Origin of the sequence: Desulfomonile tiedjei DSM 6799, assembly GCF_000266945.1 — a bacterium.
In the GTDB taxonomy this organism is placed as follows: domain Bacteria; phylum Desulfobacterota; class Desulfomonilia; order Desulfomonilales; family Desulfomonilaceae; genus Desulfomonile; species Desulfomonile tiedjei.
In genome coordinates this window covers 5,356,571-5,381,756 of sequence record NC_018025.1, presented here as the reverse complement: position 1 = coordinate 5,381,756, position 25,186 = coordinate 5,356,571, and the positions used below count along the sequence as shown (strand labels likewise).

The following is a 25,186-nucleotide window of genomic DNA, read 5'->3' as shown; positions in this document are numbered from 1 at the left end:
ATACCTGTGGGTGTCGATTTCGAGCCGCTCGGCCGGTCAAGTTATAGCGAATTATAGAATAGTGTCCGATTGCGAAAAACGCTTCTCGACAATTGGTGGGTGCCGTGCCTCCGTGCCGGCACGTTTTTCAATACAAATCAATTGGTTCGGGTCGGCAGGGACGCCGACCCCCACCGTTTTCTTAAAGAACAATGTTCAGAAATCATGTCAACTGCTACTACCAATCTGCACATCATACCGCCAGATAGCGTTTCTTCACGTCTTCATCTTTTTCCAGGTCTTTTATGGACCCCTGATACTTTATGTGACCGCTGTCGACGATGTACGCCCTGTCGGAATGTTTGAGGGAAAACTTGACGTTCTGTTCAGACAGCAGCACGGTCATTCCTTCCTGTTTGATGCGATCGATAAATTCACCGAGCGATTTGACGATAATAGGAGCCAGCCCTTCGGATGGTTCATCCAGAAGCAGCAGATCGGGGTTTCCCATGAGTGTCCGAGCAATGGTAAGCATCTGCTGTTCGCCGCCACTCAGAGTTCCTCCACGTCGCCTTGAGAGTTCTTTCAGCCGCGGGAACAGATCGAAAACTCTTTCGAATGTCCACTTGTTGTCGTTGTTCCTGGATTTCTTCAATCCTACTTCAAGATTTGCCCGTACTGTTAGGTCGGGAAAAATGCGGCGATCCTCGGGAACAAACCCCATGCCGAGTCGCGCTACTTTGTACGGAGACAACCCTGTTATGTCTTGGTCGTGGTACGTGACAGTGCCGTTCTTCGGTGCAGTCAACCCCATGATACTGCGCATGGTCGTAGTTTTTCCCGCTCCGTTCCTGCCGAGCAGGACCACCACTTCACCTCGGTCCACTTCCAGCGACACATCGAAAAGGATGTGGCTTAACCCGTAATACGTGTTGATTCCTTTGACCTGAAGCAGCATGGTTAGACCTCTTCCCCCAAATAGGCCTCAATAACCTGACGATTGGCCGATATTTCGCTTGGGGTTCCTTCCGCGAGAAGTGACTTGTAACAGAGCACCCGCACTTTCTGGGAAATACCGAAGACAATGTCCATATCGTGCTCGATAAAGACCATAGTTATCTTCAAATCTTCCCACAATTGCTTCACCAGGTTTACGGTCTGCCATCGTTCGTCAGGACTCATCCCCTGAGTCGGTTCGTCCAGAAGGAGAAGCGCAGGCTCAAGAGCAAGAGCAACAGCAATATCGAGCCTTTTCTGGTTACCGTGTGCAAGGATGCCGCTCTGCCGGTGAGCCATGTCAGCGAGCTCTACGCTGTCGAGAATTTCGAATGCTCTCTTATGCACGGATCTCAGACTATCCACCGGTTTGACCATGTCCAGATTACCCTGGTTACGACTGATCACCGATGCCACGACGTTTTCCAGAACCGTCATGCGAGGAAAGATGTTTGTTCTTTGGAAAGCCCGTGCCATGCCGAGGCGAACAATATCGTACGGCTGCAAACCCACAAGATTTTGACCTCGAAAGACCACCTGCCCTGCATCCGGCACATGATACCCTGTGATCAAATTAAAAAGCGTGGTCTTTCCTGCACCATTCGGGCCGATTATGGAACTCAGCTCGCCTTGTTCCACTGCAAAATTTACATCGTTGAAGACCTGACTTCCTTCAAACGACTTGGACAAGTGCTCAATCCGAAGTACGTAATCGGTCATGGTCGAGTTCACCCGCTGCGCTTTCTCAAGATTCGCTTCTGCCGAAAATTCTTTGGTAGATTCCGACCAGTCCCCCAGGAGCGAAAAGCACCACGAGAAGCAATATTCCTCCGAGAATTATTGCCCACAGGTCCACCATACTCTTGTGTAGCTGCTGGAGAACAATTTTGAGGAAGATCAGAACCGTCGAGCCGATGGCCGGGCCAAGTATGGAGTACATCCCTCCCACAAGGCTCGCAAGAATCGGTTCCGCGGATTTGCTCCAATGGAGAAACTCTGTTTGTGCGAAACGATTCAGCTCTGCGAGAAGTCCGCCAGCCAGTCCTGCAAACGCTCCGGCTATGATGAAGTTAATCCACTGGTATTTCTTGACATTGATCCCGATGAAATTCGCTCGATCCATATTCTCCCGGATAGATCGAATGCTGAGACCGAAGGACGAGTTGATAATCATTCGCATGATGAGTAAACAGACGAGAAAAAGTATCAGGCACAACAGATAATAGTTTACAGGTCCGAGAAATTCGGGTCGCGGAACACCGTGGATGCCGTCATCACCGCCCGTGAACGTGTACCACTGAAAAGCCACCATGTACAGAAGCTGACCGAAAGCGAGAGTGAGAATGGCAAAGTAGAGCCCTATGAGTCTGACACAGAACCAGCCAATGATTGCCGCGGCAAAAGCCGATACGAGCGGTGCAGCCAAGAGTGCAAGGTATAGCGGCGCCCCCGCTTTCTTCATCAAGAGAGCCACCGTGTAAGCCCCGACACCAAAAAATGCTGCGTGCCCGAAGCTCACCATGCCTCCGTACCCGAGTATCAGGTTGAGACTCATGGCAAACAGCGCACTGATGATCATCTCAGTGGTAACCCAGATCCAGTACTCACCCGTGCGACCGAGTTGCGCCAGTACGAAAGGGAGTGCAAAAAGAAGCGCCGTCACAATTCCTCCGGCAATCCAGTTGCCGGTCTTGAATGAAGCTTGAGCAGCCTGGTTTTTCATGGTTCCCCGCTACCGTTCCGGTCTTCCGAACAGGCCCCAGGGCCTGACGATCAAAACGAGCGCCATCATGAAATACGGAAATACAAGAGCCCACCGACCAAGTGGCAATTGGAAAAAGGTGACGCCAACTCCAATGATAAGAGATCCGAGGAGTGCCCCCCCAACGCTGCCCAAGCCGCCAATGACCACCACAGCGAAACATTCGATGATCTTTTCCATGCCGATCCCGAGATCGATGTTCGCCAGAGCGGCCATGAGAACGCCTCCCAGGCCCGCCAACCAGCACCCCAACATAAAGGTCGCGGTCATTACCCATGAGACATTGACCCCAAGCGCCCCAAGCGTATCGGGATACGAAACCGCTGCCCGAATGACGTTTCCCGCCCGGGTTCGATACAACAGCAGCCAGAGACCGAGTGCAATTACAGGTCCGACGATCAGGATAAAAACATTATAGCTAGGCAAAGCCATTCCCAGGAAATCCACCGATCCCGCGAGAAAATCCGGACGCGAAACGTTTCGGGGGTCGCCTCCCCAAATCAGCCGGACAACATTGTCGAGAATCAGGACCAATGCATACGTGAGCAGGAGCTGGAGTAAATGTTCCTCACCGTAGACCCGCCGGAACATGGAGACCTCAAGGAGAAGGCCCAGGAGCGCTATGGCCGGTGGAACGATAAGGAGCAACAACAGAAAGTTCAGCATGGTCGTCCCTGCCAGCAATGTGGACAGAGAATACGCAACAAAGGCCCCAATCATGTACAGCGATCCATGAGCGAAGTTGATGACCCTCAGCACGCCGAACACCAGGGAAAGACCTGAAGCGATGATGAACAGGAGCATTCCCTGGGTTAACCCATTGACCAGCATGAACAGATAATATTGAGCGCTCATAAGGTTTTTTCCGGCCGGAATTTAAACGAGTGGTTTTAAATAAGGATGTGGCAAATTGGCGCCCACGCGAGACGCATATTCCCGCAAAGCCTTTTCTAAGGATTGACTATCTCCGTTTAAGAGGAACGAAGGTCCGAATCATGGAAGCCCCCGGCGACTTCGGAAAAGCCGATTCGCTTTCAGCTTGACTGCTTTGCAGCATCAAGTTCGGACCTTCTTGCTCTCGCCCACCGACCTGCCGAGAGCACTGGCACAACGCACAGGAAAGTCAATGAGACTTCCTGCAGGCTGCTACTTCTTGCCTTCCTGGAGTTTCTTGACCTGTTCCACGGGAAGCCAGATCTTTTCTGCAGGGACTTCCACGACGTCTTTCATGATGAGAAAGCCTTTGTAGTCAGGACTCTTGGTTGTGACCCCTACGTAAATCCCTACGTTCGCCATATGATCTTCAGCTCTGATGTAGCGTTCTCCTCGAAGGGATTTGAACTTCATGCCCTCCAGAGCTTTCACCACCTTGTCGGAATCGGTGCTGTTGGCTTTCTTAATGGCCTCGGTGAGAGCGATGAGACCGTCATACGCCATAATGGCCCAGTCTGCAGGCCATTCCTGGTTCTTGTCGTAATATTTCTTCACGAAAGCCTTCATCTCAGGGTTATCTACCGCATAGAAGGGGCATCGCGCATATCCGAGCAAACCTTCGGGCATGTCCTGACCGGTAACCCGAAGCATATCCAGGTCGAACAATGAGCACAGAGCGGCTTTACCAAATATACCGTACGGTTTTGCCTGCTTGATGAACGTGCTCAAGCCGCCGCCCCACAGGCTGCTAAAAATGGCCTCCGGATTTTTTGCCATCAGCGTGGGAATGTACGGAGAATAATTAGTCTCGCCCAACTTCACCCAGACCACTTCAACAATCTCCGCATCGGGTTTCAGCTTGGCCAGTTCACCCTTGAATGCGTTGAATTGATCGTGTCCATACGCATAGTCCGGCCCTATGTACCCGTATTTTTTGTACGGCTTTTGCGCCATGTAATTGGCTATTCCTCGTCCTTCAATACCGGTATTCGGCACTACTTGAAACATGTAGGGCTGAAAATCCGTCGTGGTGAGGGCCTCGGCATTAGAGGTGTGGAAGTACACAATCTTCTTGAATTCTTTGGCTACCTTTGTAACTGCAAGAGCAACCGCGCTGCTCGTAGGCCCGATGAGAAAGTCACATTTTTCGCTCAGGATGAGTTCCCGAGCCATATTGGCCCCGATATCCGGTTTAAGCTGAGCATCACGCACCACTACTTCCAGCTTTTTGCCCATCACGCCGCCTGCAGCGTTTATCTCTTCAATAAAGAGATCGACGGCAGCCTTTTGGCCTTTGTAGAAAGTCGCACCGACTCCCGATACGTCAGCCACAAAACCCAGACGAATCGTCTCCTGGGCCGTTGCCTTTTCACCCGTGATTACTCCGCCTACCAAGCAAAAGAAGAGAATCATTGTGCCCGCAGCCAAGGTTTTCCACTTCATAACACCCTCCCTGGATCGTTGTGCAGCCTGCGCCGCTAATCGTCGGAAATGGGTTAGTGTCATGTTCCCGAAACAAAGCGCTTGATACTTCCGAACAACTGATTTCTTCGAAAAAAGCTCTTACTTCAGGGAACGTAACACTAGTAAGTGAGCACTATGCCGCCATCAAAAAGTAAATCCCCCCCCACGAGATACCGTGCGTATCGAGAAAAACCGAACATAAAGAGGTTCGCTGTTTCAATGGGAGCCATCATGTCTTTTACTCTCGATTTCCCCATCATGATGTCGTGCACGACCTCTTCCTGTGAGATGCTCCGTTGCTCGGCCTGAGACGGAATCTGGTTGAGTACTAAAGGCGTCTTTACGAATCCGGTACTTACCGTGAACGATCTGATCTTGCCGTTTCCCTCAGCAGAGATTGATTGCGATAATGCCCTGAGACCAAATTTGGTGATGTTGTACACCGGCTTGTTCACAGTGCAGATATGTGCATGAATGCTTGCCATGTTTCCGATTACGCCGGTTCCGGAAGGGCCTTTCTTCATGTGAGGGATGCAGAGCTTTGACAGGAAGAAAGGCGCCCTTAGCATAATTCGTTGCATGAGATCGTATTTTTCCATAGGGAAATTTTCAATCGAATCGATATGTTGAAAGCCAGCAATATTGACGAGAAACTTGATATAGCCAAGCTTGGCTGCTTCCTGGACGGCTCCTTCAATTTCATCGTCACGGGTGAGATCGGTCTTGAGGAAGACCATGCGGCCGCCTTTCTCCTTGGCCATCTGCTGAGTCCGTTTTCCTTCTTCCTCGTTCAGGTCCAGCCCCACCGTGGTCAGGTTGTTTGCCGCGGCTGCAACTGCAGTTGCCCTTCCGATGCCACTGGCTGCACCGGTAACGATACACACGTTCGAGCTGTTGAAATCGTCATCGAGTAAGATCAGGATCTCTTCTGACTTTATTTTTGGCTCGGTAATTCCGCCCCTGGTCGGCTGTGAAAGATCGATCTTCATAGAGAAAACTCCTCGGCAGGATTATCTCCAGTGTAAGCAAGTTCGATACCAAGCGGGAACGTTTGCGCTTTCAAGTCATAAGCCATGGAGGATTATGATGAGTTCCGAGGGGTTGTCCTCAGCAGTGCCCCCAATTCAAATGTACACGTTGCATAATATTTGAAACGGCGATAGAGTTACTGTAGCCATTTGCCTACATCGTGTAGCCTATCGGATACAGGAGGCCGCCATGCAGACCCCACGGCCAAGAACCGGAAGACCCCGTACTGCAGAAAACCGGTCCGCGTTATCCGGGAACGCGGGACGTCAGAGTGAGATAGATCTGCTCAGACTCATTATCGACAACATTTACCACGGTATCATGGTTACGGACAGTGAAGGGTTCGTAACCCACTTCAACAAGCCGTACGGGCAGTTTCTCGGAGTCGAACCTGCCGATCAGTTGGGCAAGCACTGTACTGCGGTTGTCGAAAATTCGCGTATGCATCTCGTGGCCCAATCCGGACGACCTGAGATCAACTATCCGCACAGGATCAAAGGTCATGACATGGTTGTGCAGCGTATCCCCATCAAAAGGGATGGAAAAGTCATCGCTGTATTCGGTCAGGTCATGTTCAAGGACGTTCGGGAGGTAAGCAAGCTCGCCAAAAAGCTCACCATGCTGGAATCGAAAGTGGAACTGTACGAGCACGAGCTCATGGTCCTGAGGTCCGCCCGTTATACCATGGACAGTATTATCGGCATGAGCGATCCCATGCGGGAATTGAAGAGAGAGGCTCTCAAAGCTGCAGCAACGCATTTGCCTGTCCTGATCACGGGAGAATCCGGTACGGGCAAAGAGTTGTTCGCTCAGGCGATTCATCATGCCAGCGCTCGACGACTCCATCCCTTTGTACGGATCAACTGCGCAGCCATACCGCGAGATCTCATGGAATCCGAGCTGTTCGGGTACGAACAAGGAGCGTTTACTGGTGCTTTATCGAAAGGCAAACCTGGTAAATTCGAGCTTGCGCATCACGGAACGGTATTTCTCGATGAAATCGGAGACCTCCCGTTGGACATGCAGCCAAAACTCCTGCGGGTGTTGGAAGAAAAAGAATTTGAGCGCGTCGGCGGAAATTCCGTTATTCCCGTGGATTTCCGGCTCATAGCCGCGACAAATCAGAATCTTGAGCAAATGGTCGATGACCGGCGTTTCAGGAGAGATTTGTTCTACAGGCTCAACGTTATTCCATTACGCGTGCCTGCTCTGCGAGAGCGCAGAGAGGACATTATTCTTCTTGCGCGTCATGTGCTCGATCAAATCCTGGGCGATGCTCCCGGCCTCTACATCAAAATCGACGCACGGAGCGAAACTATGCTTCAAAACCATGATTGGCCGGGAAACGTACGGGAGCTCTCAAATGTGCTGGAACGGATCGTTTCTTCCCTGGATGGGGATACCATAGAACCGCGACATCTTCCCTTCCGCCTGTCCAACTTTCCAAAAGTGACTTCGGCTTCGAAAGACCTTAATTTGCGTGAGGCACTCCTGCGTGCCGAAGAAGATATTCTTCGTTCGGCACTGACTCTGGCAAAAAATAACAAGGCTCGAGCTGCGCGGCTTCTCGGAATTCACAGGACACAGCTCTACAAGAAAATGAAAAAACATCATCTACCGCAAGAGTAGGCTCAGGGAGAATGTAGCCTTTTAGCTACACGTGGAGTGGGGTGCGGGAAAATGCTATTGTCGAGGCAATCGAAGTGTCGAGGCGCGATTATGGCAATTGCTAGAATTAGTGTCCGATTGAAGATTAGGGATATTGGTGGGTGCCGTGCCTCCGTGCCGGCACATGTTCAATATAATCAATGATATCAAAAAAATGGGCCCGCGGGAAGAGACTGTCTCAATATTCTCGAATGCACAACAAATCGTGCCACGATTCGATATCTTTGTAGGGGTAGGCCTTGTGTTTACCCTTTATTTGGGCACCCACGAGGGGCGCCCCTACAATCAGGCCGTGAGGATGATGAGAACTTCGTGCCACGATCTGGAATGAATTTCGACCTTCGAGACAGCCTCAGGACGCCGGTCTCCACTAGTATCTTTGTATTGGAGCATGGAATAAACGTCAGAATTTTTTGCAATTGCTACACTTATGGTTTTTTCTCAGCGAAGCAGCACCGTCATCGAATTCAATTCACAGGCTTGGCACAGCATTTGCTCCCACTCCACAGTCAATCCCGAAGGTGTGATCTATCTGTGTCATCTTTTGACCAAAGAGGAGGGAAATCGTGAATCTGGGAACCCTGCCGACTCGCCATGCCAAATGTCGTCCGAATCATCTCGCCCTGATTTTTGAAGAGCAGCGTCTCACCTGGACCGAATTCAACAAACGCGTCAACAGACTTGCACGTGCTTTCCTGAGTATGGGCATATCCAAGGGTGAGAAGATTGCCACGATCCTTCCCAATTCAGTGGAACTGCTGGAGACGTACTGGGCGGTCGCGAAGATCGGAGCCGCTGTGGTACCGCTCAGTTCCTTGACGCGCGGCAGGGGACTCGTCGCAATGCTCACGAATTCCGATTCCGTCTGTGTGATAACCGAGCCGGGGTTTACGGGCCATCTCAATGCGGTGAGAGGCGATTTGAACATTCCGGAAGACCGATATCTCGTCACCGGCGGCCATCCTATGGAGGGCTATCGAGACTATGCCTCAGTTACCGCTGCTGAATCCGATACCGATCCTACAGGGATAGAAATCGACGATTCCGACGTATTCAACATCATGTATACGAGCGGAACCACTGGAGATCCCAAGGGAATAGTGCATACACATTATGTACGGAGCATGTATTGCACCCACATGGCATCTGCATATCGCATGACTCCGGAAAGCGTGGTGCTTCATGCTGGAGCCATTGTGTTCAACGGCGCTTTTGTAACGTTGATGCCATGCTTCTATCTGGGGGCGACGTACGTCCTTCAGCCCATGTTCAGTCCGGAAACGTTCATTGAAGCTATTCGCCGGGAACGGGTGACTCATACCATGATGGTGCCTTCCCAGGTTGTGGGGATGCTCCATGCAAAGAATTTTTCGGCTGAGGCCTTGGATTCGCTGGAAATGATCCTTTCCTTGGGGGCTCCTTTGCATAAGGAGCACAAGGACGAGCTGAATCGGCATCTCCCGGGTCGGCTGTACGAACTTTACGGCCTTACAGAAGGCTTCGTGACGATTCTCGACAAGTATGACTTTCCGAACAAACCCGCATCTGTTGGGACTCCACCTCCTTTTTTCGAGATGAAAATTGTCAATGAACAGGGTCAGACAGTTCCCACAGGCGAGGTCGGTGAAATCGTAGGCCGAGGCCCTATTCTCATGCCCGGCTATTACAAGCGACCGGATCTGACTGCTCAGGCTATTGTTGATGGATGGCTCCATAGTGGAGACATGGGATACATGGATGCAGACGGATTTCTCTATCTCGTGGACCGGAAAAAGGACCTCATAATTTCCGGAGGCATAAATGTGTATCCAAGGGATATAGAAGAAATAGCCGTTCAGCATCCCGCGGTCCGCGAGGTAGCTGTTTTTGGAATCCCCCACGAAAAATGGGGAGAAACGCCTTTGTGTGCGGTAATCCTGAACGAAAGAGCGTCAGTGGCCGAAGAAGATTTGAAGGATTGGATAAACGAGCGCATAGAAGCTCGTTATCAACGAGTATCCTCCGTTGTTATTATGGATGATTTTCCCAGAAGCACAGCAGGAAAGACGTTGAAGCGTGTCATGCGGGAACCGTATTGGGCTGGAAGAGAGACGCGGATTTGATTTCAACCTACGCCGGGAATGGCAGGTCACGGCGCAACGCAGATTATACGGGTATTCGTATGAGATCGCATTCAAGCTTCCGTCAGCGCATTCTCGAACGCGACATCTACAATTTTTTAAGCGGCTTTTAAAATTGTCTTGCTTCTTTTTCCAGCGATGATATAGCCCTTCCGGAAATTGAGCTGAACGGAAGGGGGTCCCTATGAATATTCCGAATGATTTTACTGAATCGGCAGCAATGAACTCAGGCGATTCTCCGAACCCAAGGAACCCCATCTATCAAACTCTCCATGACTATGCACCGGATGATTGCGATGATTCGGATGAGAAATCGCAACTGGACCGAACAACTGAACTGCTTGCCAGAATCCTGAGAGCCCAGAGCAGGTTCGAGCAGATCAGGCTGAATCTGGAAAATGTGGATTGCATGATGTTGCGATCCAGGTCTGTGCAATCCTTGCTGAAATCCGTGACCAGGTACTTGGAGGATACTCTCGATCTGATCACCGTGCGGGTCTTGATTGCTGAAAATCAGGAACCGGCGTTCTTGTTCGAGAGTGCTCCGCAAGGTGGAGGAGTAATTTCACCCGAACATTGCGTTTCTCCACAACAAGTACGTATTTTGACCCTCTCGCATGAGAAAGAGCGCTGCCTGTTCTTTGGAGATGTGTCCGAGCTGGTTGTTTCCGCAGCAATTGCGGATCTCATCTATGAAGGCCGGAGCATCGGGGTTCTTTGTCTGGGAAGTCACGATCCCGATCGATATGCGAGCTTGAACAATACTGCTGTGATAGCTTCTCTGGCCAGAAGAATAACACTCGGAATCATGAATGCATGGGATCACGAAAGGAAAGTCAGTGAAGTCCAACCTCCCGTTCGTGAAGATAATGGTGGGGAGTAAATCCGACTCACGCGGATCGAGCGGAAGTCAACCTTGGTAAGCTGAAATCGCCTTTGTCTGCCAAGAGAATGAACAACGACGTCAGAAACAGAGCACTGTCCCGCGTGAGATGATAGAGACCGATCTTCCCTGACGACGCCCCCCCCGAACTGAAACAACCGCAGTCAATATCAAGCCCAATGGAAAACGCATACACGAGGGCAGCCAGAAAGATCCCCAACATACACGTAGTTAACAGAGCTGAAGGCTTGGTTTGCACCCCAAGAATGAGAAACACACCTGCAGCGATTTCAACCCACGGCAGGGTCAAGGCAATGAAATTGCTCCATTCGGGAGGAACAATCAAATAGTTCCGGATAGACACGGCAAATTCAGCCGGGTTTGTCAGCTTGTAAATGCTCGCGTATACGAACAGCGCACCTATAAACAGGCGGGCTGCAAGAGTCAGATACTTCAAGAGAATCTCCTCGCATTTCAAGTCATTCCATTCCGCACAGGCTCCAGACAATATCCGTTACCTTGCGCTGAATGCAAGTCTGAGCGAAATCTCTTCAAATTGCAAGAACCGTCCGAACATTCTTTGGCAGGGACGCCGGCACCCACCAATATCCTGATTGAAGCGTGGGATAGACCTCAGAATTCTTGGTAATCGCTCTAATATCATCTCGCAATTATGCGTATAAGAGGGCGAAGACTGAGGTGTTCTGAGCGGAGTGATTAGACGGCCTTGCGTCGTCTGGAGCGAAGGATACCTCAAGCCTGCCAGATTACAAAAACAAAAGCGAATCGGTATAATATATACTTTTCCGAAGTATGTCGGTTTGACTTCGTGCGCAGCGTGATTACTTATTGAATACGATTGCCGTCTTATGGAGGTGCATGATGGGTTTACAAGTTCCCGGTGAACAATCGGATGGAACGTTTATTTTTGCTGAAGGTGAAGAGTGCTGTGGCTGTGGGTTGGCCCAGGTCGTTACCGGTCAGGAAGAAGCCATCTTAGCAAAAATGCGTGAACTCAAAGATCAGGTTCGACCGCTGGTTTTGAAAATGAAGGCATTGCAAAACACAGTAGGAGAATCGTCTCACGAAGTATTCCCGGAATTCACACAACTTTCAACCGAGTTGGAGGACCTGCGGCTGCAATGGAAAGAGTGGGAGCAGAAGCTTGAAGATGCAATTGAATCAAAAATGATCATGCTGGGACATCGCAATCCATAAGTTGCTCCTCGCCGACCCGGTTCGGCGAGGATTTCCTCTGGAGCATGGATCATTTTTTTTCAATGGGATACTTTGTCTCCTCCCATTCGTTCCACCCACCTCTTAGAGCGTATACTTTGCCGTAACCGTTTTCAATGAAAGTTCGCGCTGCACGAGCGCTTGTAGCTTCTTCCGGTCAGGCACAGTAAAAAACGAGTATTTTCTCCGGTGGGTATTTCCTGATCCAGTTCGGAATGTTCATTGGATCCTCTCGAACCGCTCCTCTGATCTTCATGTCAGAGGATTCCCAGTCCCTTGGGCTCCTCACGTCGATGATGATCAACTCCGGGCTTCCCTGCATGGCCCTCAATTCTTCTTTAGAAATCCTCGGCACCCCGTCTTGGGCCACTGCTGCAAGTACCGCCCCTACACTTATAACCAGCGATAGACCTAATATCACAAATTCCTGCATGATTCGCTGCTCCTTTATGTCAATTATTCTTTAATCTTACGTTATCCACAAGAAACTCGCAAGCGCGAACAGCCGCAGCACAGCCGATTTATTTATGCAATGTAATGAGTTCTATGGTGCAAACTGCATCTTTCTGTAACTTGGCAGAAGATTTTTCGTGACTCTCTTCGAGACTCCCATGTATCCTCTTGCAACGTAGTTTAGATTTGTCGAACCGAATAGTGTCCAAAAGTGTCTAAAACAAAGGTAATATGAGTCCTACGATAGCTGAGGTCGAAGGGATAGAGATCAGCATTAAGCTATCCGAGCATGGTAATCCGCATATCCATGCCTGGTACCAGGGTCAAAAAGTGAAAGTCTTCATTAAAACTTTAGGCATCGAGAGTGGCGGACTTCCTCCGAATCAGATGAAGAAACTAAGAAAATGGATCCGAGATAACAGAGAGCACCTGCTGAGGCAGTGGGATGCAATCACTAATTCACCGTAATTTACTGAAATGTGGTGCAGATTATGAGAGAGATAATTGAGGTCGTACCCATAGACGATTACCGACTGGAGATCGGATTCGGTGACGGCGAAAGAACCATCGTAGATATGAAGCCTCTTATGAAGCGGAAGAGTTTTCAGCCGCTCATGGATAAAGCTTTATTTAGTCAGGTTGAGATCGATCGAAAGTTCGGAGGAGTTCAGTGGCCTAATGGCATTGATGTTTGCACCGATTGGATCGAAGCGCAATCAAAATCCTACGAGACGCGGAATCTCACAAGGGCGGAACTAATATCGCAGATTTCGAATAAAACGAAGGTTTCCAAGAAAGCAGTCGATCAGGTTTTGAAATCTTTGGTTGGAACCATACGCCGCACCCTTGAAGAAAACAGAGAGATAAGGATTCCCGAGTTGGGAACTTTCTCGGTTGTTCAAAGGACCGGACGAACGATTGTTGATTTCAGGACTGGAATTAAGATAAAGATATTACCTACGAAAGCACCTCGGTTCAGAGCATCCAAGTCTCTTAAAGACTCAATTAAGAAGTCGAAGTGATCCAGATACGAACTGACATAATCGATTAGTCTTGGAGAGTCACTGCCCCATCTGCTGATTCGTCCTCCGTCACGGAACATGATTGTGCTGTCAGCTTTTCTTGCATAGAAAAACGTAAAGCCCAACAAGAAATCGCGGTTTCAGTCTTTGTTGGCTATAATGACGCTGAACAGGAGGACGTCAATGTCTACCGTGATTTCGTGAACCGATCTACTCCGAAAGTAAGCGCATGAAGCTGACATTCAAAGGAACCCGCGGAAATATAAAGATTCGAACAGAGCTGCATTTTATGCATACTTCGCTTGAAGTAAGGTTTCGAGGCAAACGATTGTTGATAGACTTTGGTGAAGATTGGTTACCACATGCAGCAGATCTTCACGTTGATGCAATCGTGCTCACTCATGGACATCCCGATCACGCGTGGGGCCTCAAGCGCGGAGCTCCATGTCCTGTGTACGCCACAGAGGCGACATGGAAGGTTATCTCGGAATTTGAGATTCGCGACCGGCACATCATGCAACCGGGTCGTGCGTTCCGCATCGCCGGATTTTCCGTTGAAGCATTTGCTGTCGAGCATTCCATACGGTGCCCTGCAGTTGGATTTCGAGTCACTGCAGGGAAAAAATCCTTTTTCTACGCTCCGGATATCGTTGCCATTGTAGACAGATCTGCAGCTCTATCACAGGTGCAACTGTACATAGGTGATGGAGCTACTATCGAACGTTCGCTTGTGCGGCGAAGCGGTGAATACGTGATAGGGCACACTCCTATCCGGACGCAAATAGGATGGTGCGAAAAAGAGGCCGTACCTCAGGCGATTTTTACTCATTGCGGAACGGAAATTGTGTCGTCCGACCCCGCTGAATCTCTAGCGCGTGTTGCAGCACTTGGAGAAGAACGGAATGTGCAAGCCAGTATCGCGTGGGACGGGCTGGAAATCGATTTATGATACCCACTTCATCGAGCAGTATTTGAAAATTCCTGAGTAGGCTCGCGGTGTAGCTACCTGCAAATTGTTCTTCCATATTTTTGCTTTAGATTACAAAATCGCAGGAGATTCACAGAAGAACACAGTGCTTATGAAGGTATTTTTTGACATCAATGGCTACGATGTGCGAAAATGAATGCTAATCTCAGTTGTGGCTCGAAAGCGCCGTTTCGGACCATGTATCCGTGAGAGTATTTCTCGATAGCAGGTCAAGCCCGGTCGCCACTATTTGGTAATCGGGCTTTTTGCACGCTTGCACAAAGGACTTGGTGCATGCCCCTTGACGCACAATCCTCTTTTGGCAAGAATACTGTTCGCGGTTGGGATTCTTTTTCGAAATAGCCAAACTCATTTTGGAGCTGGAGGAATCTCTCAGCCTTCTATTAAAGTCAAGATTAGGCGCATGTGCAGCGCCTGGACGGTACTTTTTCCATCATGTCAGATCTTTTCAGCAAATGCTACGCATTCACTCGTGACAAAGAAGCCATAGAAGCCGGTTTCTATCCTTTTTTTAAGGCCATCTCCCGCCTGGACGGCCCTCACGTTACGGTTGACGGCCGGGACCTGATCATGGTGGGATCCAACAATTATCTTGGGCTCACGACTCATCCGAAAGTCAGACAAGCTGCAATGGAGGCGCTCAGAGAATACGGCACGAGCTGTTCGGGTTCCCGTTTCGCAAACGGTACTATTGACCTTCACGAACAACTGGAAGCCACTCTCGCACGATTTGTCGGAAAAGATGCAGCCCAGGTTTTTTCTACCGGTTTTCAGACCAACCAGGGGGTCATTGCTCCACTCCTCTCCAGATCGGATACCGTTGTTATCGATAGGCTCGTCCATGCGAGTATCGTGGAGGGAGTCCGTCTTTCATTCGGTAAAGTTCGACGATTTCGCCACAATGATATTGAATCCTTGCGGAAGAATCTGGAAGCGAGCGCAGACTCCCAGGGGATTCTTGTGGTGGTTGACGGGGTCTACAGCATGGAAGGCGATCTGGCCCCGCTTCCTGAAATTGTGGCAACGTCAAAGGAATTCAATGCGCGTATCATGGTGGATGACGCGCACGGTCTGGGCGTACTGGGAAAATCCGGGAGGGGAACCCTGGAACACTTCGGCGTGACTGACGAAGTAGACCTGGTGATGGGTACGTTCAGCAAATCTCTGGCTTCATTGGGCGGATTCATAGCAGGAGACGAACGGGTAATCTCGTACATAAAACATCATTCGAGGGCGCTCATCTTTTCGGCTGCAATGCCGCCTTCCGCAATTGCCACAGTTCAAGCCGCTCTGGAAGTCATCGAAACGGAACCGGAGATCCGTGAGACGCTGTGGAGGAATACTCATTTCTTGAGGGAAAATATCGTCGCAGCCGGATTCGAGACAGGACCTACAGAAAGTCCAATCGTGCCCATGATCGTAGGCGACGATTTTCGCACGTTATTCTTCTGGAAACGACTTTTTGATGAGGGAATATTCACAAACTGTGTACTGGCACCAGGAGTCCCCGACGGTCAGCAACGAATTCGCATGTGCCTAATGGCTACTCACACGATGGAAGATCTCGAAAGAGTAGTCGAAATATGCACTCGCGTTGGTAAAGAAATCGGAATCATATAAACACGCACGGAGATTTGAGATATGTTTTTCTCTCGAAATACTTCCGGTAGGAAATTGGCCTTTATTGCCATTATCTTTTGCACACTGTTGACGGTCGCAGCCTGGGTCACTCAGGGCTTTGCCGAAAATCCTCTTACTTCTGAAAATCCTGTGACTTCCGAAAATCCTGTAGCTGTCACCCAGGTCCAGACATCGGCCAGTGTTTTCACAACCGAACAACGCATCGAGCAAATAGAACAAATGCTCCGGCAAATCAAGGATACCGGTGAAAAAGCGGAAGACCGCAGCTACTACACTAAAATGCTTGCACGGGAATTGGTCGGATACGTACGTATCACCGTGGGAGTGCTCATTGCCATAGCAATCATCTTTCCCTTGACCATCTGGCTTATCAGCAAGAAGCGGCTTCTGGGATTGTCAGGTCTCTCCCAGGAAGTGGCTGCCACCCTCGTGGTAGTAGAGGAACGTCAGGCAAAACTTGCGAATATTCTGAAAGAAATTCAGGGTGAAATCGATTACCTGCATTCCATGTCGGTGCCGGATCTCAAGAATCTGATCAAACAAGCAGAAAAATACCTCGAACAGAACGAAAAAGATCTAGCCAAAACATCACGCCCCAAATAACTTCAATTCGCTTTCAAAGCAGTAAGACCTGGGAACCTTTTTTGTAAAAAAGGTTCCCGAGACCCTCCAAAAAACTTTTAACACTCGCCTAACTCCTGGAGTTTTTCTTTTGAAAAACCCATGAGTTAGGCGAATATTAGAAGTTCTTGGGAAGGGGCTTGGGGAAACACTTCTTACAAGAAGGGTTTCCCCGATTTTATTGCTTTGAAAGCGATTCAAGGGAGAATAGATATCGGAGTCCCGACAGTGACTTTTGAGAAGAGTTCTTCTATCTCGAAATCCCACAGTGCGATACAGCCATTTGTCCAATCATGAGGTTTGGGGTAGAGGAGCACTGTCCACATTTTGTCATACGACTTTGTAGGGTATCCGTGTATGCCGACCCACCCACCGAGCGCGGTATCCCACGGAGGATTGTTTCCCATCCTGAATCCATCGATGACATTCTTGACTGCTCGTGAGATCATACCGGTTTCGAATGCCCGAGCTGCATCATCTGCTCCGGGATAGCTGATTCCGAGAAATCGGTAGAACTTGCTGGCCTCGGTTTTGTAACAGATAAAATAATCTCCTTCAGGAGTCTTACCATCCTGAGTCATCTGCTTCGCCCCCATAGGATTCCATCCAAGGCAAATCCTGTAGGTCTTTGCTAACTGATTTCCCTCGTACAATTCGAGCTTTCGATCTGCCTTCCATATTACGATCTTGTAGTGATTTTCGACTCTTGCAGGCAAAAGCGTCTCAGAAAAGAGCAGAACAAGCGCACATAGCCCCAGGACAAGATGTGATAACCGCATCTGCTTCAACAAGATAACATCCTCATACCGATTCGCCTTTGTTTTTATAATCTGGGAGGCTGAGGTATCCTTCGCTCCGGACGACGGAAGGCCGTCTAATCACTCCGCTCAGAACACCTCAGCCTTCGACATCTTATATGCATAATTGCGAAATGGTATCATTTCGCAGGCCTGAACAGAAAGATTGACATCAGGTCTGCTTGAGGTAGATTCCCTTCGCTCTATCTTCTTGGGTTCGGAAAGGAGAGCATAGCTATTCAAGTAAGATCTCCCGGGGCAAACAATGAGATTTAAAGACACATCCGTGCTTCATACCATAATAGCAGGTTTTTTGGATCATTTAATCGTTGACGTGGGGCTTGCACAGTTGACCGTTGAATCCTATAGCTCCGATCTGAAAGGATTTGCGGACTTTCTCACCAGAAAGAATGTAGCCGATCCCAAGGATATCGGTCGCGAGAATATCCTCACCTTTTTGGCTATGATGGCTGCACGAGGCTACAGTCCGCGTACGCGCGCCAGAAAAATCTCCTGCGTCAAATCCTTTTTCAAGTATTGTGCGGAAAGAGGCTTGCTCAAAGAAGATCCTACCCTTCATCTGGATACCCCGCGACTGCCAAAGAGGATTCCCGAGTATCTCGAAATACATGAAGTGGATGCCCTGCTTGCAGTGGTAGACACCGGCACCCCTGAAACATCCCGCGATCGAGCCATGTTCGAACTTCTCTACGCATGTGGTCTTCGCGTCTCGGAATTGGTTTTGCTGGAACTACATCGTATCGATCTGGAAATCGGCTGCGTTACTGTTATGGGAAAAGGTTCCAGAGAGCGAATCGTTCCCATGGGAATTCCTGCCCTGAAGGCGCTCGTCAATTACCTGGATCACGTCAGACCGCGTCTGCTGGGGCCCAGGCGACACAACGCTCTGTTTGTTACTCGACGAGGAAAGCCCATGACCCGACAGAGTTTTTGGAAAATAGTAAAGAAGAATGCTCTAAAGGCAGGGATAACAAAAGAAATCTCTCCCCATACCCTTCGACATTCGTTCGCAACGCACCTGGTCCAAAACAATGCAGACCTCAGGTGGGTTCAGGTCATGCTCGGTCATGCTGACATTTCTACCACCGAGATCTATACCCATGTCGCACGGCACAGACTAAAGCAATTGCACACCGACTGTCATCCTCGGGGTTAAGAAATTAACACCAATTGCATTCAAAATCCCCCCATTCCTCCTTATAAAGGAGGGCATCGGCGCTAACTTCTCTGCATTCTTTGTCCCGCAGCGACTGAAGAAAATAGCCCGGTAATTCATTGCCGGGATTTTGTGTATCAGCCGTCCCTCCGGGACTCTAAAATCATCAGGTTTTTCCTTATCCGGCGATGAATCGCCGGCCTATTGTCAGTTGTTCCTCTGGAACAAACGAGCAAAAGCGCTATAAGTTAGCACCGATGGAGTTAGAAGGGATTTTCGTCAAACTTTGAAAGCAAATTGGCATGAGAACGAAAAAACGCGGCCCTTTGAATCCGGGACCGCGTTTTTTCCTTAAGTGGCTTCCCTTATTAGGGCTGTAAAGGTGGTGGAGGTGGTGGAGGCGCTACTGGTGCCGCTTCGGCAGGCGATACCTCTATTGATTGAGACACTGTTTCCGCTACCTGTGCCGCCGCTGGAGCCGAAATCCTGGATCCACCGCCGCCTACAAGAATCCTTCGCCTGCTTGGCCTGGCAATCACGGTTCCCGGTGGAGCGCTATAGGAAGGGTGTGACATGTCCATTCCGGAGCATTTCCAGATGTACATGTAAACGTCCAGCAGATTGTTCACCGCAGTACTGTACACGTTATTCATGTCAACATCGGACATGATAATTTGTTTTTCAAAACGGTTGGGTGCCCGAAAGACTGAAAAAATGTCTTCTTTAAGGGAGGTTGCGAAAGTCTCGTTGCGAGTGCGAATGAAGGTCGGCATGTCCCGGACGCGTAGCCGTTCCATCAACTCTCCGAGAGAATTGAAATTCCCGTACCCGTCGTAGTACATCCATATATCAATCTGACTATCGTTTATTGCTGCTGCCAACGCGGTTCCGAAACCTTCCAGATATTTGAGATCCGGAAAAGCCGGCATGGAAACCAGAATCGTGTTGTACGCAATAAGACCGAGTCTACCCGCAACGTTTCCCGGAGTAGTATCCAGTTTGAGTTCCCCGCCTTTGAGCGCTTCGATACAGAAAGGAATGTCTCGCATGAGTCTCGCGTACGCCTGATTGCGAACTTCTTCCAAATCCTTCTGTTTTCCAGGATTTTCCATAATATTCCGCAACGTGAACGTTATCCCTCGGAAGTAATCATACCGATTCTGATAAATATACGTGCCCATAGCTCTGGGGAGCAGTTTAACCAGATCCCCTGTAAGCGCTTGAGCGAATGCTTCGGAATTATGATAGCTCTGCTGGAGCCCGCCAGCATTCGTTCCTCCTCATATTCCAAGCACGGATCTCACCGGGAGCATGAGCATGAGCAAAATGAGCCACATAGCGAACTTTGATGATTGATATCGCATAACATGTCTCCTTGATGAAAACCGCTAGCTTATGCCGGGTTTACGCCTAATATTCTGCGCAAGAATAGCATAGTGAAAGTATTTGGTCAAGATAAGAATATAACTAATAGATATTTAACGTGAAGCTTTATACAAGACAGACAATTTTATGAGTACCGAGACTTCCAATCCGAAAGGAGAGTAAGGGCTTGCAGAGGGGTCAAAGTATTCGGGTCCAACTTTTCAAGCTCTCGTATCAAATCGTCTCCGGCGTACCCGAACAGCTCGCCCTGGCGCGGTCCATTCGCCTTTTTCTTGGGTTCACGTTTTCGAGAAATTCTCGGTCGTCCCCCGGGATCCAATTCTTCCTTTTCCAGGTTCGACAATATTTCTTGAGCCCGACCGACTACTGCATCGGGTATCCCTGCCAGTTTGGCTACTTGAATCCCATACGATCTGCTGCAGCCTCCGGGGACGATTTTCCTGAGGAACACTATGCGATCTTTCCATTCTTTTACAGCAATATTGAAATTGCGGACCCGTTCTTTTACCAGAGGAATATCTACGAGTTCGTGGTAATGCGTCGCGAACAGTGTCCTGGGTCCACCGTCCGCGCGATCGTGAAGATACTCGGTAACCGCCCAGGCGATGGATAGTCCGTCAAAGGTGCTGGTTCCTCGCCCTACTTCGTCCAGCAGCACCAAGGAACGGACTGAAGCATTGTGAAGTATATCCGCGGTTTCATTCATTTCCACCATGAATGTGGACTGACCGTATGCCAGGTAATCGGCAGCGCCAATCCTGGTGAAGATGCGATCCACAAGCCCGATCTGAGCCTCGGATGCCGGGACGAATCCTCCCATTTGGCCCATGATCACTATGAGCGCCGTTTGCCGCATGTACGTCGATTTACCCGCCATATTGGGACCTGTAATAATCAATATTTGGTCTGAGGTCCGGTTCAGAATGACGTCGTTCGGAACATAGGTCTCGCGGGAATCGAAGGTTTCCACTACCGGATGCCTTCCATCCAGAATTTTGATCTCATCGCCTTCATGAACGGTAGGTCGAACGTACCCTCGCACTGCTGCAGTTTCCGCAAGGGAAAGGATAGCGTCCAGAGTACCGATTGCCGAAGCGGTTGCCTGAATTCTTCCAATTACTTCGAGGAGGCGTGTCCTGAGCAGGTTGAAGATTTCTTCTTCAATTTCGACTATTCGTTCTTGCGCATTCAACACCTTGTTTTCGTATTCTTTCAAATCGTCCGTAATGTAGCGTTCGGCATTGGCCAGGGTTTGTTTTCGGATATAAGAGGCGGGCACTTTGCTCTGATAGCTTTTGGTTACCTCTATGTAATACCCGAACACGCGATTGTATCCCACCTTCAGATTGGGAATTCCCGTTTCTTCCTTTTCTCTCGCCTCTATGGCAGCGATCCACTCTTTCCCCTTGTGACTGATGCTGCGCAATTCGTCCAATTCCTGATTGTACCCGTCTCTAATCAGTCCCCCGTCCTTCAGCGATACCGGTGGAGCGTCCACCAAAACCGAAGCAATTGCGTGGGCTACGTAGCTCAAGTCGTCTGCATTACGCAGCTCACCAACCAGTTCCGATTCTACTCCCGATAAGAGTTTGAGTACTACCGGGATTTTTTCACAGGAATTCCTCAAGTATACGAGATCTCGTGGATTTGCGCTTCTCAGGCTTATTTTTCCGGCAATGCGCTCAAGGTCGCCAATACCTTTCAAAGCGTCCCTGAGTTCACCTCTGGTTATGGTGGAATCCACAAATGCTGAAACTGCGTCGATCCGCCGATGAATTTCTCTCAGGTCGAGCAGCGGATAGGCAGTCCAGGAACGGATGGTACGTGCCCCCATAGCGGTAAGAGTTCTGTCGAGAAGCTTGAGCAATGTTCCGGAAGTGCCGCCATCTTTGAGATTGGTGAAAATCTCAAGGTTTCGTGTCGTCGATCGGTCCAGCACCATGTAATTTCCGAGATGATAAACTCGAGGCGGTTTCAGATGGATCGGCGCTTCGTATCGCGTTTGCCTGACATAGTTGATTATCGTTCCTGCTGCCACTGCCGGTGCAGAGTCATCTGAAAACCCGAATCCCTCGAGATTCTGCACTTCGTATTGCTGCCTCAGGACATCGCTGCAGGAGCGAGGTTCAGTCATCCATTCCTCAACGAAATGGACATAGAACTGGGAGCTGTCCAGGAATGCTTGAAGTGTTTCCGCCTGACGCTCTGCTACGAGAACTTCCTTGGGGTCCAGTCGCTGCAATTCCTGCAACGCGAGAGCCGTTCCAGGAGGTTCAGTGACCAGGAGGTCACCTGTTGAAAGATCGAACGCGGCAAGAGCGAGGTCCTTTCCCTGAAAAGCCAGAGCAACGACGAAATGATGTTCATCCGCTTTGAGTATCTCGGATTCTTCGTGAAGACCGGGAGTCAGAACTCTGGTGACTTCCCGACGGACAATGCCTTTCGCTTTTCTTGGGTCTTCCATCTGGTCGCATACAGCGACTCTCTCTCCGGAAGCCAATAATCGAGAAATGTAACCACTCGCAGCGTGATGAGGAAAGCCACACATAGGGACGCTTTCCTCTTTGTTCTTGTCTCTCGAGGTGAGTGCTATCTCCAGGATCTTGGACGCTTTGATCGCATCATCGAAAAACATCTCATAGAAGTCTCCCATGCGGAACAGCAGAATCGCGTCAGGATGACGCTCTTTGTTCTCCCTGTACTGCCGCATCATGGGGGTCAGATTGCTTTCGATCACCGCGACCTGCCGAATGAAAGATGCACGCTAGAATAGCCGGTCATAGCCGGTCTGTCCACAGCGAATCGAAAACTCGGCTGATTCAGTAGGTTCCTCGAGATACATAAAACCACAGAGAGTAATTGGAATGGGAAACGGCGGATCATGTATATGCGGGACTGGCAGATCCGCAGTTATGATTCCTTCATAGCTCTTCTGAACTGAGGGTCCCCAGATACTAAGTTACAGAGCTTGTTAGCAAAAACATCGTTATCCAAGAAGCGAGTATTTCTGAGTTGTGACAATATTTTTTCTAGTAAAGCATCCTTAATGGAAAGGGTTGCAAACTGGTCGTGAGCGTTAAGGAGACTACTGATCCGTTCAATAATAATGTCATTGGAGAAAACACGGTTTTGTGTAAGGTGATCAGTTATGCTCCGACAAAGTTCCTCGGAATTAGCAAGTTGTTTTACTCGTGAGTCTTTCTTCAACGTATTAGAAATTAACTGGATGATCGCGTTGTCATTGAAGGCTGGAGAGCGCATCAGAACTGCCCGGATGCTGTCGAGCACCTTGTCTTTCGATGACTTCCCTGGCATAATCTCTATCAGTTGAAGCAACTCTTCTGGAGCGGAGGGCAGGCCACATTCACTAATGCACGCATTAGATATCATCTCTATCGCTTCATTAAGCTTAGCATCATCGACCCAAGGATACGCACTCGGGAGCAAGGTGCTGATTATTTTTCCGAACTCGTTCTTGGTGGAGTGATCAGGCACCCGGTCTTCTGTACCTACACGCGCATAAAGCCATCCCATGTGCCATCCAAGCTTATTTGCGAAAGGTTCGGTCAGACTCACCGTCCTGTTTTCTTTCAGATGGTCATAATACTCGTCAGCGTTAAGCCCGAAACACAAACGAAGATATGCACAAGAGTGGTCGGCTATGCCCACATCTGCGTCAGGGTGAAGGTAAAAATAGTCTTCTTTGTTGTTATTGATAAGACTCTCCAAAAATGCCCTAAGTTCAGCTTTGGCACTCTGTCGGCATATCCCAGCATAAGCTTCCATATCAGATTGATAAGTCGCTATTTGATCAATTATAACACTCCAAAGAGGACGGACCGGTGCGACAAGGATGACTGGCGCCTTGCAGGATTTAGATTTCCGGCGCACAAGATCGCAAGATTGCGTCAGCACTAGCACATGCGTAATCTCTTCTCCTAATTGCTCAGAACATTTTTGGCCTAATATTGATGCCAACTTCGAAGTCTTAGGCACAATGTCACCTTGGCCCAAATCGTCATGTGAAGCAAGTTCACGGTATGTCCAGTGACGTTTTGCCTTTCCTTCGAGTTGCTCTATCATTGGATTCAAGAATTTTAACAGAGGATTATTCTATCGGATACTGACAGATTGCTTCTGTCGAAACGTTCTCTTCGTGGGTGGTCTCAACGGCCAGATGCACATTATTTGCTATGAGATTTTTTGCACGTTGAATCTCCCAATTCACATCCAACGGAACAGCAATTCGATCTTTCCGAGTAGTTACGGTGAACGCTACTGCTTTGTCATTAACTCCGACTGTTCGCGTAGTACAGGAACTCAGAAGGCTTGGCTTTTGGAATATTTCAAGATCAATAGTCTTGGAACAACTCACGCTCTTTCGCGGATTTTCCTGCAGAGTACCGGTTGTGTGTCTTTCTGGTATAGTAGTCATAGCGTTCCCTTTACTCTCAATCCATAGACATTCTGAAGAAAATTCAAACCGTCAGCTTTGTACAGAAGCGTACGACCAGTTAAGCGCGTCCACGCTTCTTCTGCATTCGCCACGTCATGATGAAAATTCAGGCGAACGGACAATGAATCGTCCTCAGTCATAGTTAGCATTGCATTCAGTTTTGCGTCATCCAGTTGTAATGAACGTTGAATGGAAAGACTTGTGGTCCTGTAGTTATTCTCTGCCAATCGATCAGCATCACTGAGTCGAAAAAGGGAAATCAACTCCGAGTTGAGTGCTTCATCCGTGAAGGCAAAATTAAGACCAAAGGCGCTCACGGGTGTGTGGGGTAGCGTCCGCAGAAGGTCTTCCACCAGTTGCTCCGCCCACAACAGACTCTTGTCGTCGATCTGTTTCATGGCAACTATAAGAGCAGATGGCTGTGGATTCACAATAAAATGGTCAGTTGAAAAATTCACCTGTGTGCCACGCTGGTCTGTCATGAACTCCAAGCTGACGTGTGTGTACCCAAACAGTTCTTTGAGTTTCCCCCCCATCCACGGAGGAGAGAAGATGGCTGTGTTCCAGACACCCGC

Annotated in this window: 24 protein-coding genes; 10 read left to right on the top strand and 14 right to left on the bottom strand. The window is 49.3% G+C overall.

All coding sequences use genetic code 11. The features are described from left to right. Positions 1 to 232 precede the first annotated feature (232 nt). From DESTI_RS23065 to DESTI_RS23040, 6 genes are all read right to left on the bottom strand, one after another. The gene (locus DESTI_RS23065; protein ID WP_014812389.1) at positions 233 to 937 is read right to left on the bottom strand and encodes an ABC transporter ATP-binding protein; all 705 of its coding nucleotides are present in this window, start codon (positions 935 to 937) and stop codon (positions 233 to 235) included. A 2-nt stretch (positions 938 to 939) separates the two neighbouring features. Continuing rightward, entirely contained in the window at positions 940 to 1,695 is a 756-nt protein-coding gene (locus tag DESTI_RS23060; RefSeq protein ID WP_014812388.1) for an ABC transporter ATP-binding protein, read from the bottom strand. A 25-nt stretch (positions 1,696 to 1,720) separates the two neighbouring features. Beyond that, the gene (locus DESTI_RS30260; protein WP_083846858.1) at positions 1,721 to 2,698 is read right to left on the bottom strand and encodes a branched-chain amino acid ABC transporter permease; all 978 of its coding nucleotides are present in this window, start codon (positions 2,696 to 2,698) and stop codon (positions 1,721 to 1,723) included. Between the two features lie 9 nt (positions 2,699 to 2,707). Next, positions 2,708 to 3,592, bottom strand: coding sequence for a branched-chain amino acid ABC transporter permease (locus tag DESTI_RS30255; protein WP_014812386.1), 885 nt, complete (start codon positions 3,590 to 3,592; stop codon positions 2,708 to 2,710). A gap of 291 nt (positions 3,593 to 3,883) precedes the next feature. After that, positions 3,884 to 5,113 (bottom strand): ABC transporter substrate-binding protein, encoded by a 1,230-nt coding sequence (locus tag DESTI_RS23045; RefSeq protein WP_014812385.1) that lies wholly within the window; start codon positions 5,111 to 5,113, stop codon positions 3,884 to 3,886. A gap of 140 nt (positions 5,114 to 5,253) precedes the next feature. After that, on the bottom strand, positions 5,254 to 6,123 hold the full coding sequence (locus DESTI_RS23040; protein WP_014812384.1) for an SDR family oxidoreductase: 870 nt from the start codon (positions 6,121 to 6,123) through the stop codon (positions 5,254 to 5,256). 229 nt (positions 6,124 to 6,352) lie between these two features. Between DESTI_RS23040 and DESTI_RS23035 the strand changes: the two genes are divergently transcribed. The 3 genes from DESTI_RS23035 to DESTI_RS23020 all read left to right on the top strand — a co-directional run bounded on the left by DESTI_RS23035 (position 6,353) and on the right by DESTI_RS23020 (position 10,834). Then, positions 6,353 to 7,792, top strand: a complete 1,440-nt coding sequence (locus tag DESTI_RS23035; RefSeq protein WP_014812383.1) for a sigma-54 interaction domain-containing protein — start codon at positions 6,353 to 6,355, stop codon at positions 7,790 to 7,792. 605 nt (positions 7,793 to 8,397) lie between these two features. After that, complete coding sequence (locus DESTI_RS23025) at positions 8,398 to 9,933, top strand: class I adenylate-forming enzyme family protein (RefSeq protein WP_014812381.1); 1,536 nt, start codon at positions 8,398 to 8,400, stop codon at positions 9,931 to 9,933. Between the two features lie 202 nt (positions 9,934 to 10,135). Continuing rightward, positions 10,136 to 10,834 (top strand): hypothetical protein, encoded by a 699-nt coding sequence (locus tag DESTI_RS23020; RefSeq protein ID WP_014812380.1) that lies wholly within the window; start codon positions 10,136 to 10,138, stop codon positions 10,832 to 10,834. A gap of 7 nt (positions 10,835 to 10,841) precedes the next feature. Here the strand turns inward: DESTI_RS23020 and DESTI_RS23015 are convergent, their stop codons facing one another. Next, a complete protein-coding gene (locus tag DESTI_RS23015; protein WP_014812379.1) occupies positions 10,842 to 11,291 on the bottom strand; it encodes a MauE/DoxX family redox-associated membrane protein in 450 nt (149 codons plus the stop codon). A 425-nt stretch (positions 11,292 to 11,716) separates the two neighbouring features. On the opposite strand from DESTI_RS23015, the gene DESTI_RS23010 reads away from it, so the two are divergent. After that, positions 11,717 to 12,052, top strand: coding sequence for a hypothetical protein (locus DESTI_RS23010; RefSeq protein WP_014812378.1), 336 nt, complete (start codon positions 11,717 to 11,719; stop codon positions 12,050 to 12,052). 49 nt (positions 12,053 to 12,101) lie between these two features. Here DESTI_RS23010 and DESTI_RS23005 read toward each other — a convergent pair whose 3' ends face one another. Beyond that, positions 12,102 to 12,503 carry a rhodanese-related (seleno)protein gene (locus DESTI_RS23005; protein ID WP_336884480.1) on the bottom strand — a complete coding sequence of 134 codons (402 nt, stop codon included), beginning with the start codon at positions 12,501 to 12,503 and terminating at the stop codon, positions 12,102 to 12,104. Between the two features lie 251 nt (positions 12,504 to 12,754). Here DESTI_RS23005 and DESTI_RS23000 point away from each other — a divergent pair, with 251 nt between their 5' ends. From DESTI_RS23000 to DESTI_RS22980, 5 genes are all read left to right on the top strand, one after another. Further along, positions 12,755 to 12,991, top strand: coding sequence for a DUF4160 domain-containing protein (locus DESTI_RS23000; RefSeq protein WP_014812377.1), 237 nt, complete (start codon positions 12,755 to 12,757; stop codon positions 12,989 to 12,991). 23 nt (positions 12,992 to 13,014) lie between these two features. Continuing rightward, positions 13,015 to 13,545, top strand: a complete 531-nt coding sequence (locus tag DESTI_RS29335; RefSeq protein ID WP_014812376.1) for an HU family DNA-binding protein — start codon at positions 13,015 to 13,017, stop codon at positions 13,543 to 13,545. A gap of 229 nt (positions 13,546 to 13,774) precedes the next feature. Further along, on the top strand, positions 13,775 to 14,494 hold the full coding sequence (locus tag DESTI_RS22990; protein WP_041286429.1) for an MBL fold metallo-hydrolase: 720 nt from the start codon (positions 13,775 to 13,777) through the stop codon (positions 14,492 to 14,494). A gap of 474 nt (positions 14,495 to 14,968) precedes the next feature. Next, positions 14,969 to 16,153, top strand: coding sequence for an aminotransferase class I/II-fold pyridoxal phosphate-dependent enzyme (locus tag DESTI_RS22985; RefSeq protein ID WP_041287507.1), 1,185 nt, complete (start codon positions 14,969 to 14,971; stop codon positions 16,151 to 16,153). 21 nt (positions 16,154 to 16,174) lie between these two features. After that, positions 16,175 to 16,777, top strand: a complete 603-nt coding sequence (locus DESTI_RS22980) for a hypothetical protein (RefSeq protein WP_014812373.1) — start codon at positions 16,175 to 16,177, stop codon at positions 16,775 to 16,777. Positions 16,778 to 16,992: 215 nt separating this feature from the next. On the opposite strand, the gene DESTI_RS29330 is transcribed toward DESTI_RS22980, so the two are convergent. Next, positions 16,993 to 17,586 carry a L,D-transpeptidase family protein gene (locus tag DESTI_RS29330; RefSeq protein WP_014812372.1) on the bottom strand — a complete coding sequence of 198 codons (594 nt, stop codon included), beginning with the start codon at positions 17,584 to 17,586 and terminating at the stop codon, positions 16,993 to 16,995. A gap of 271 nt (positions 17,587 to 17,857) precedes the next feature. Here DESTI_RS29330 and xerD point away from each other — a divergent pair, with 271 nt between their 5' ends. Continuing rightward, positions 17,858 to 18,769: a site-specific tyrosine recombinase XerD gene (gene xerD / locus DESTI_RS22970; protein WP_014812371.1), complete on the top strand. Its 912-nt coding sequence runs from the start codon at positions 17,858 to 17,860 to the stop codon at positions 18,767 to 18,769. A gap of 368 nt (positions 18,770 to 19,137) precedes the next feature. Here the strand turns inward: xerD and DESTI_RS22965 are convergent, their stop codons facing one another. The 5 genes from DESTI_RS22965 to DESTI_RS22945 form a co-directional block, all read right to left on the bottom strand. After that, positions 19,138 to 19,950 (bottom strand): hypothetical protein, encoded by an 813-nt coding sequence (locus tag DESTI_RS22965; RefSeq protein ID WP_041286428.1) that lies wholly within the window; start codon positions 19,948 to 19,950, stop codon positions 19,138 to 19,140. Positions 19,951 to 20,279: 329 nt separating this feature from the next. Beyond that, complete coding sequence (gene mutS / locus DESTI_RS22960) at positions 20,280 to 22,868, bottom strand: DNA mismatch repair protein MutS (protein ID WP_041287505.1); 2,589 nt, start codon at positions 22,866 to 22,868, stop codon at positions 20,280 to 20,282. Between the two features lie 197 nt (positions 22,869 to 23,065). Then, positions 23,066 to 24,238 (bottom strand): hypothetical protein, encoded by a 1,173-nt coding sequence (locus tag DESTI_RS22955; RefSeq protein ID WP_014812368.1) that lies wholly within the window; start codon positions 24,236 to 24,238, stop codon positions 23,066 to 23,068. Positions 24,239 to 24,263: 25 nt separating this feature from the next. Beyond that, on the bottom strand, positions 24,264 to 24,590 hold the full coding sequence (locus DESTI_RS22950; protein ID WP_014812367.1) for a hypothetical protein: 327 nt from the start codon (positions 24,588 to 24,590) through the stop codon (positions 24,264 to 24,266). Further along, on the bottom strand, positions 24,587 to 25,093 hold the full coding sequence (locus tag DESTI_RS22945; protein WP_157212250.1) for a hypothetical protein: 507 nt from the start codon (positions 25,091 to 25,093) through the stop codon (positions 24,587 to 24,589). Before DESTI_RS22945 ends, DESTI_RS22950 begins: the two co-directional genes overlap by 4 nt. Positions 25,094 to 25,186 lie beyond the last annotated feature (93 nt).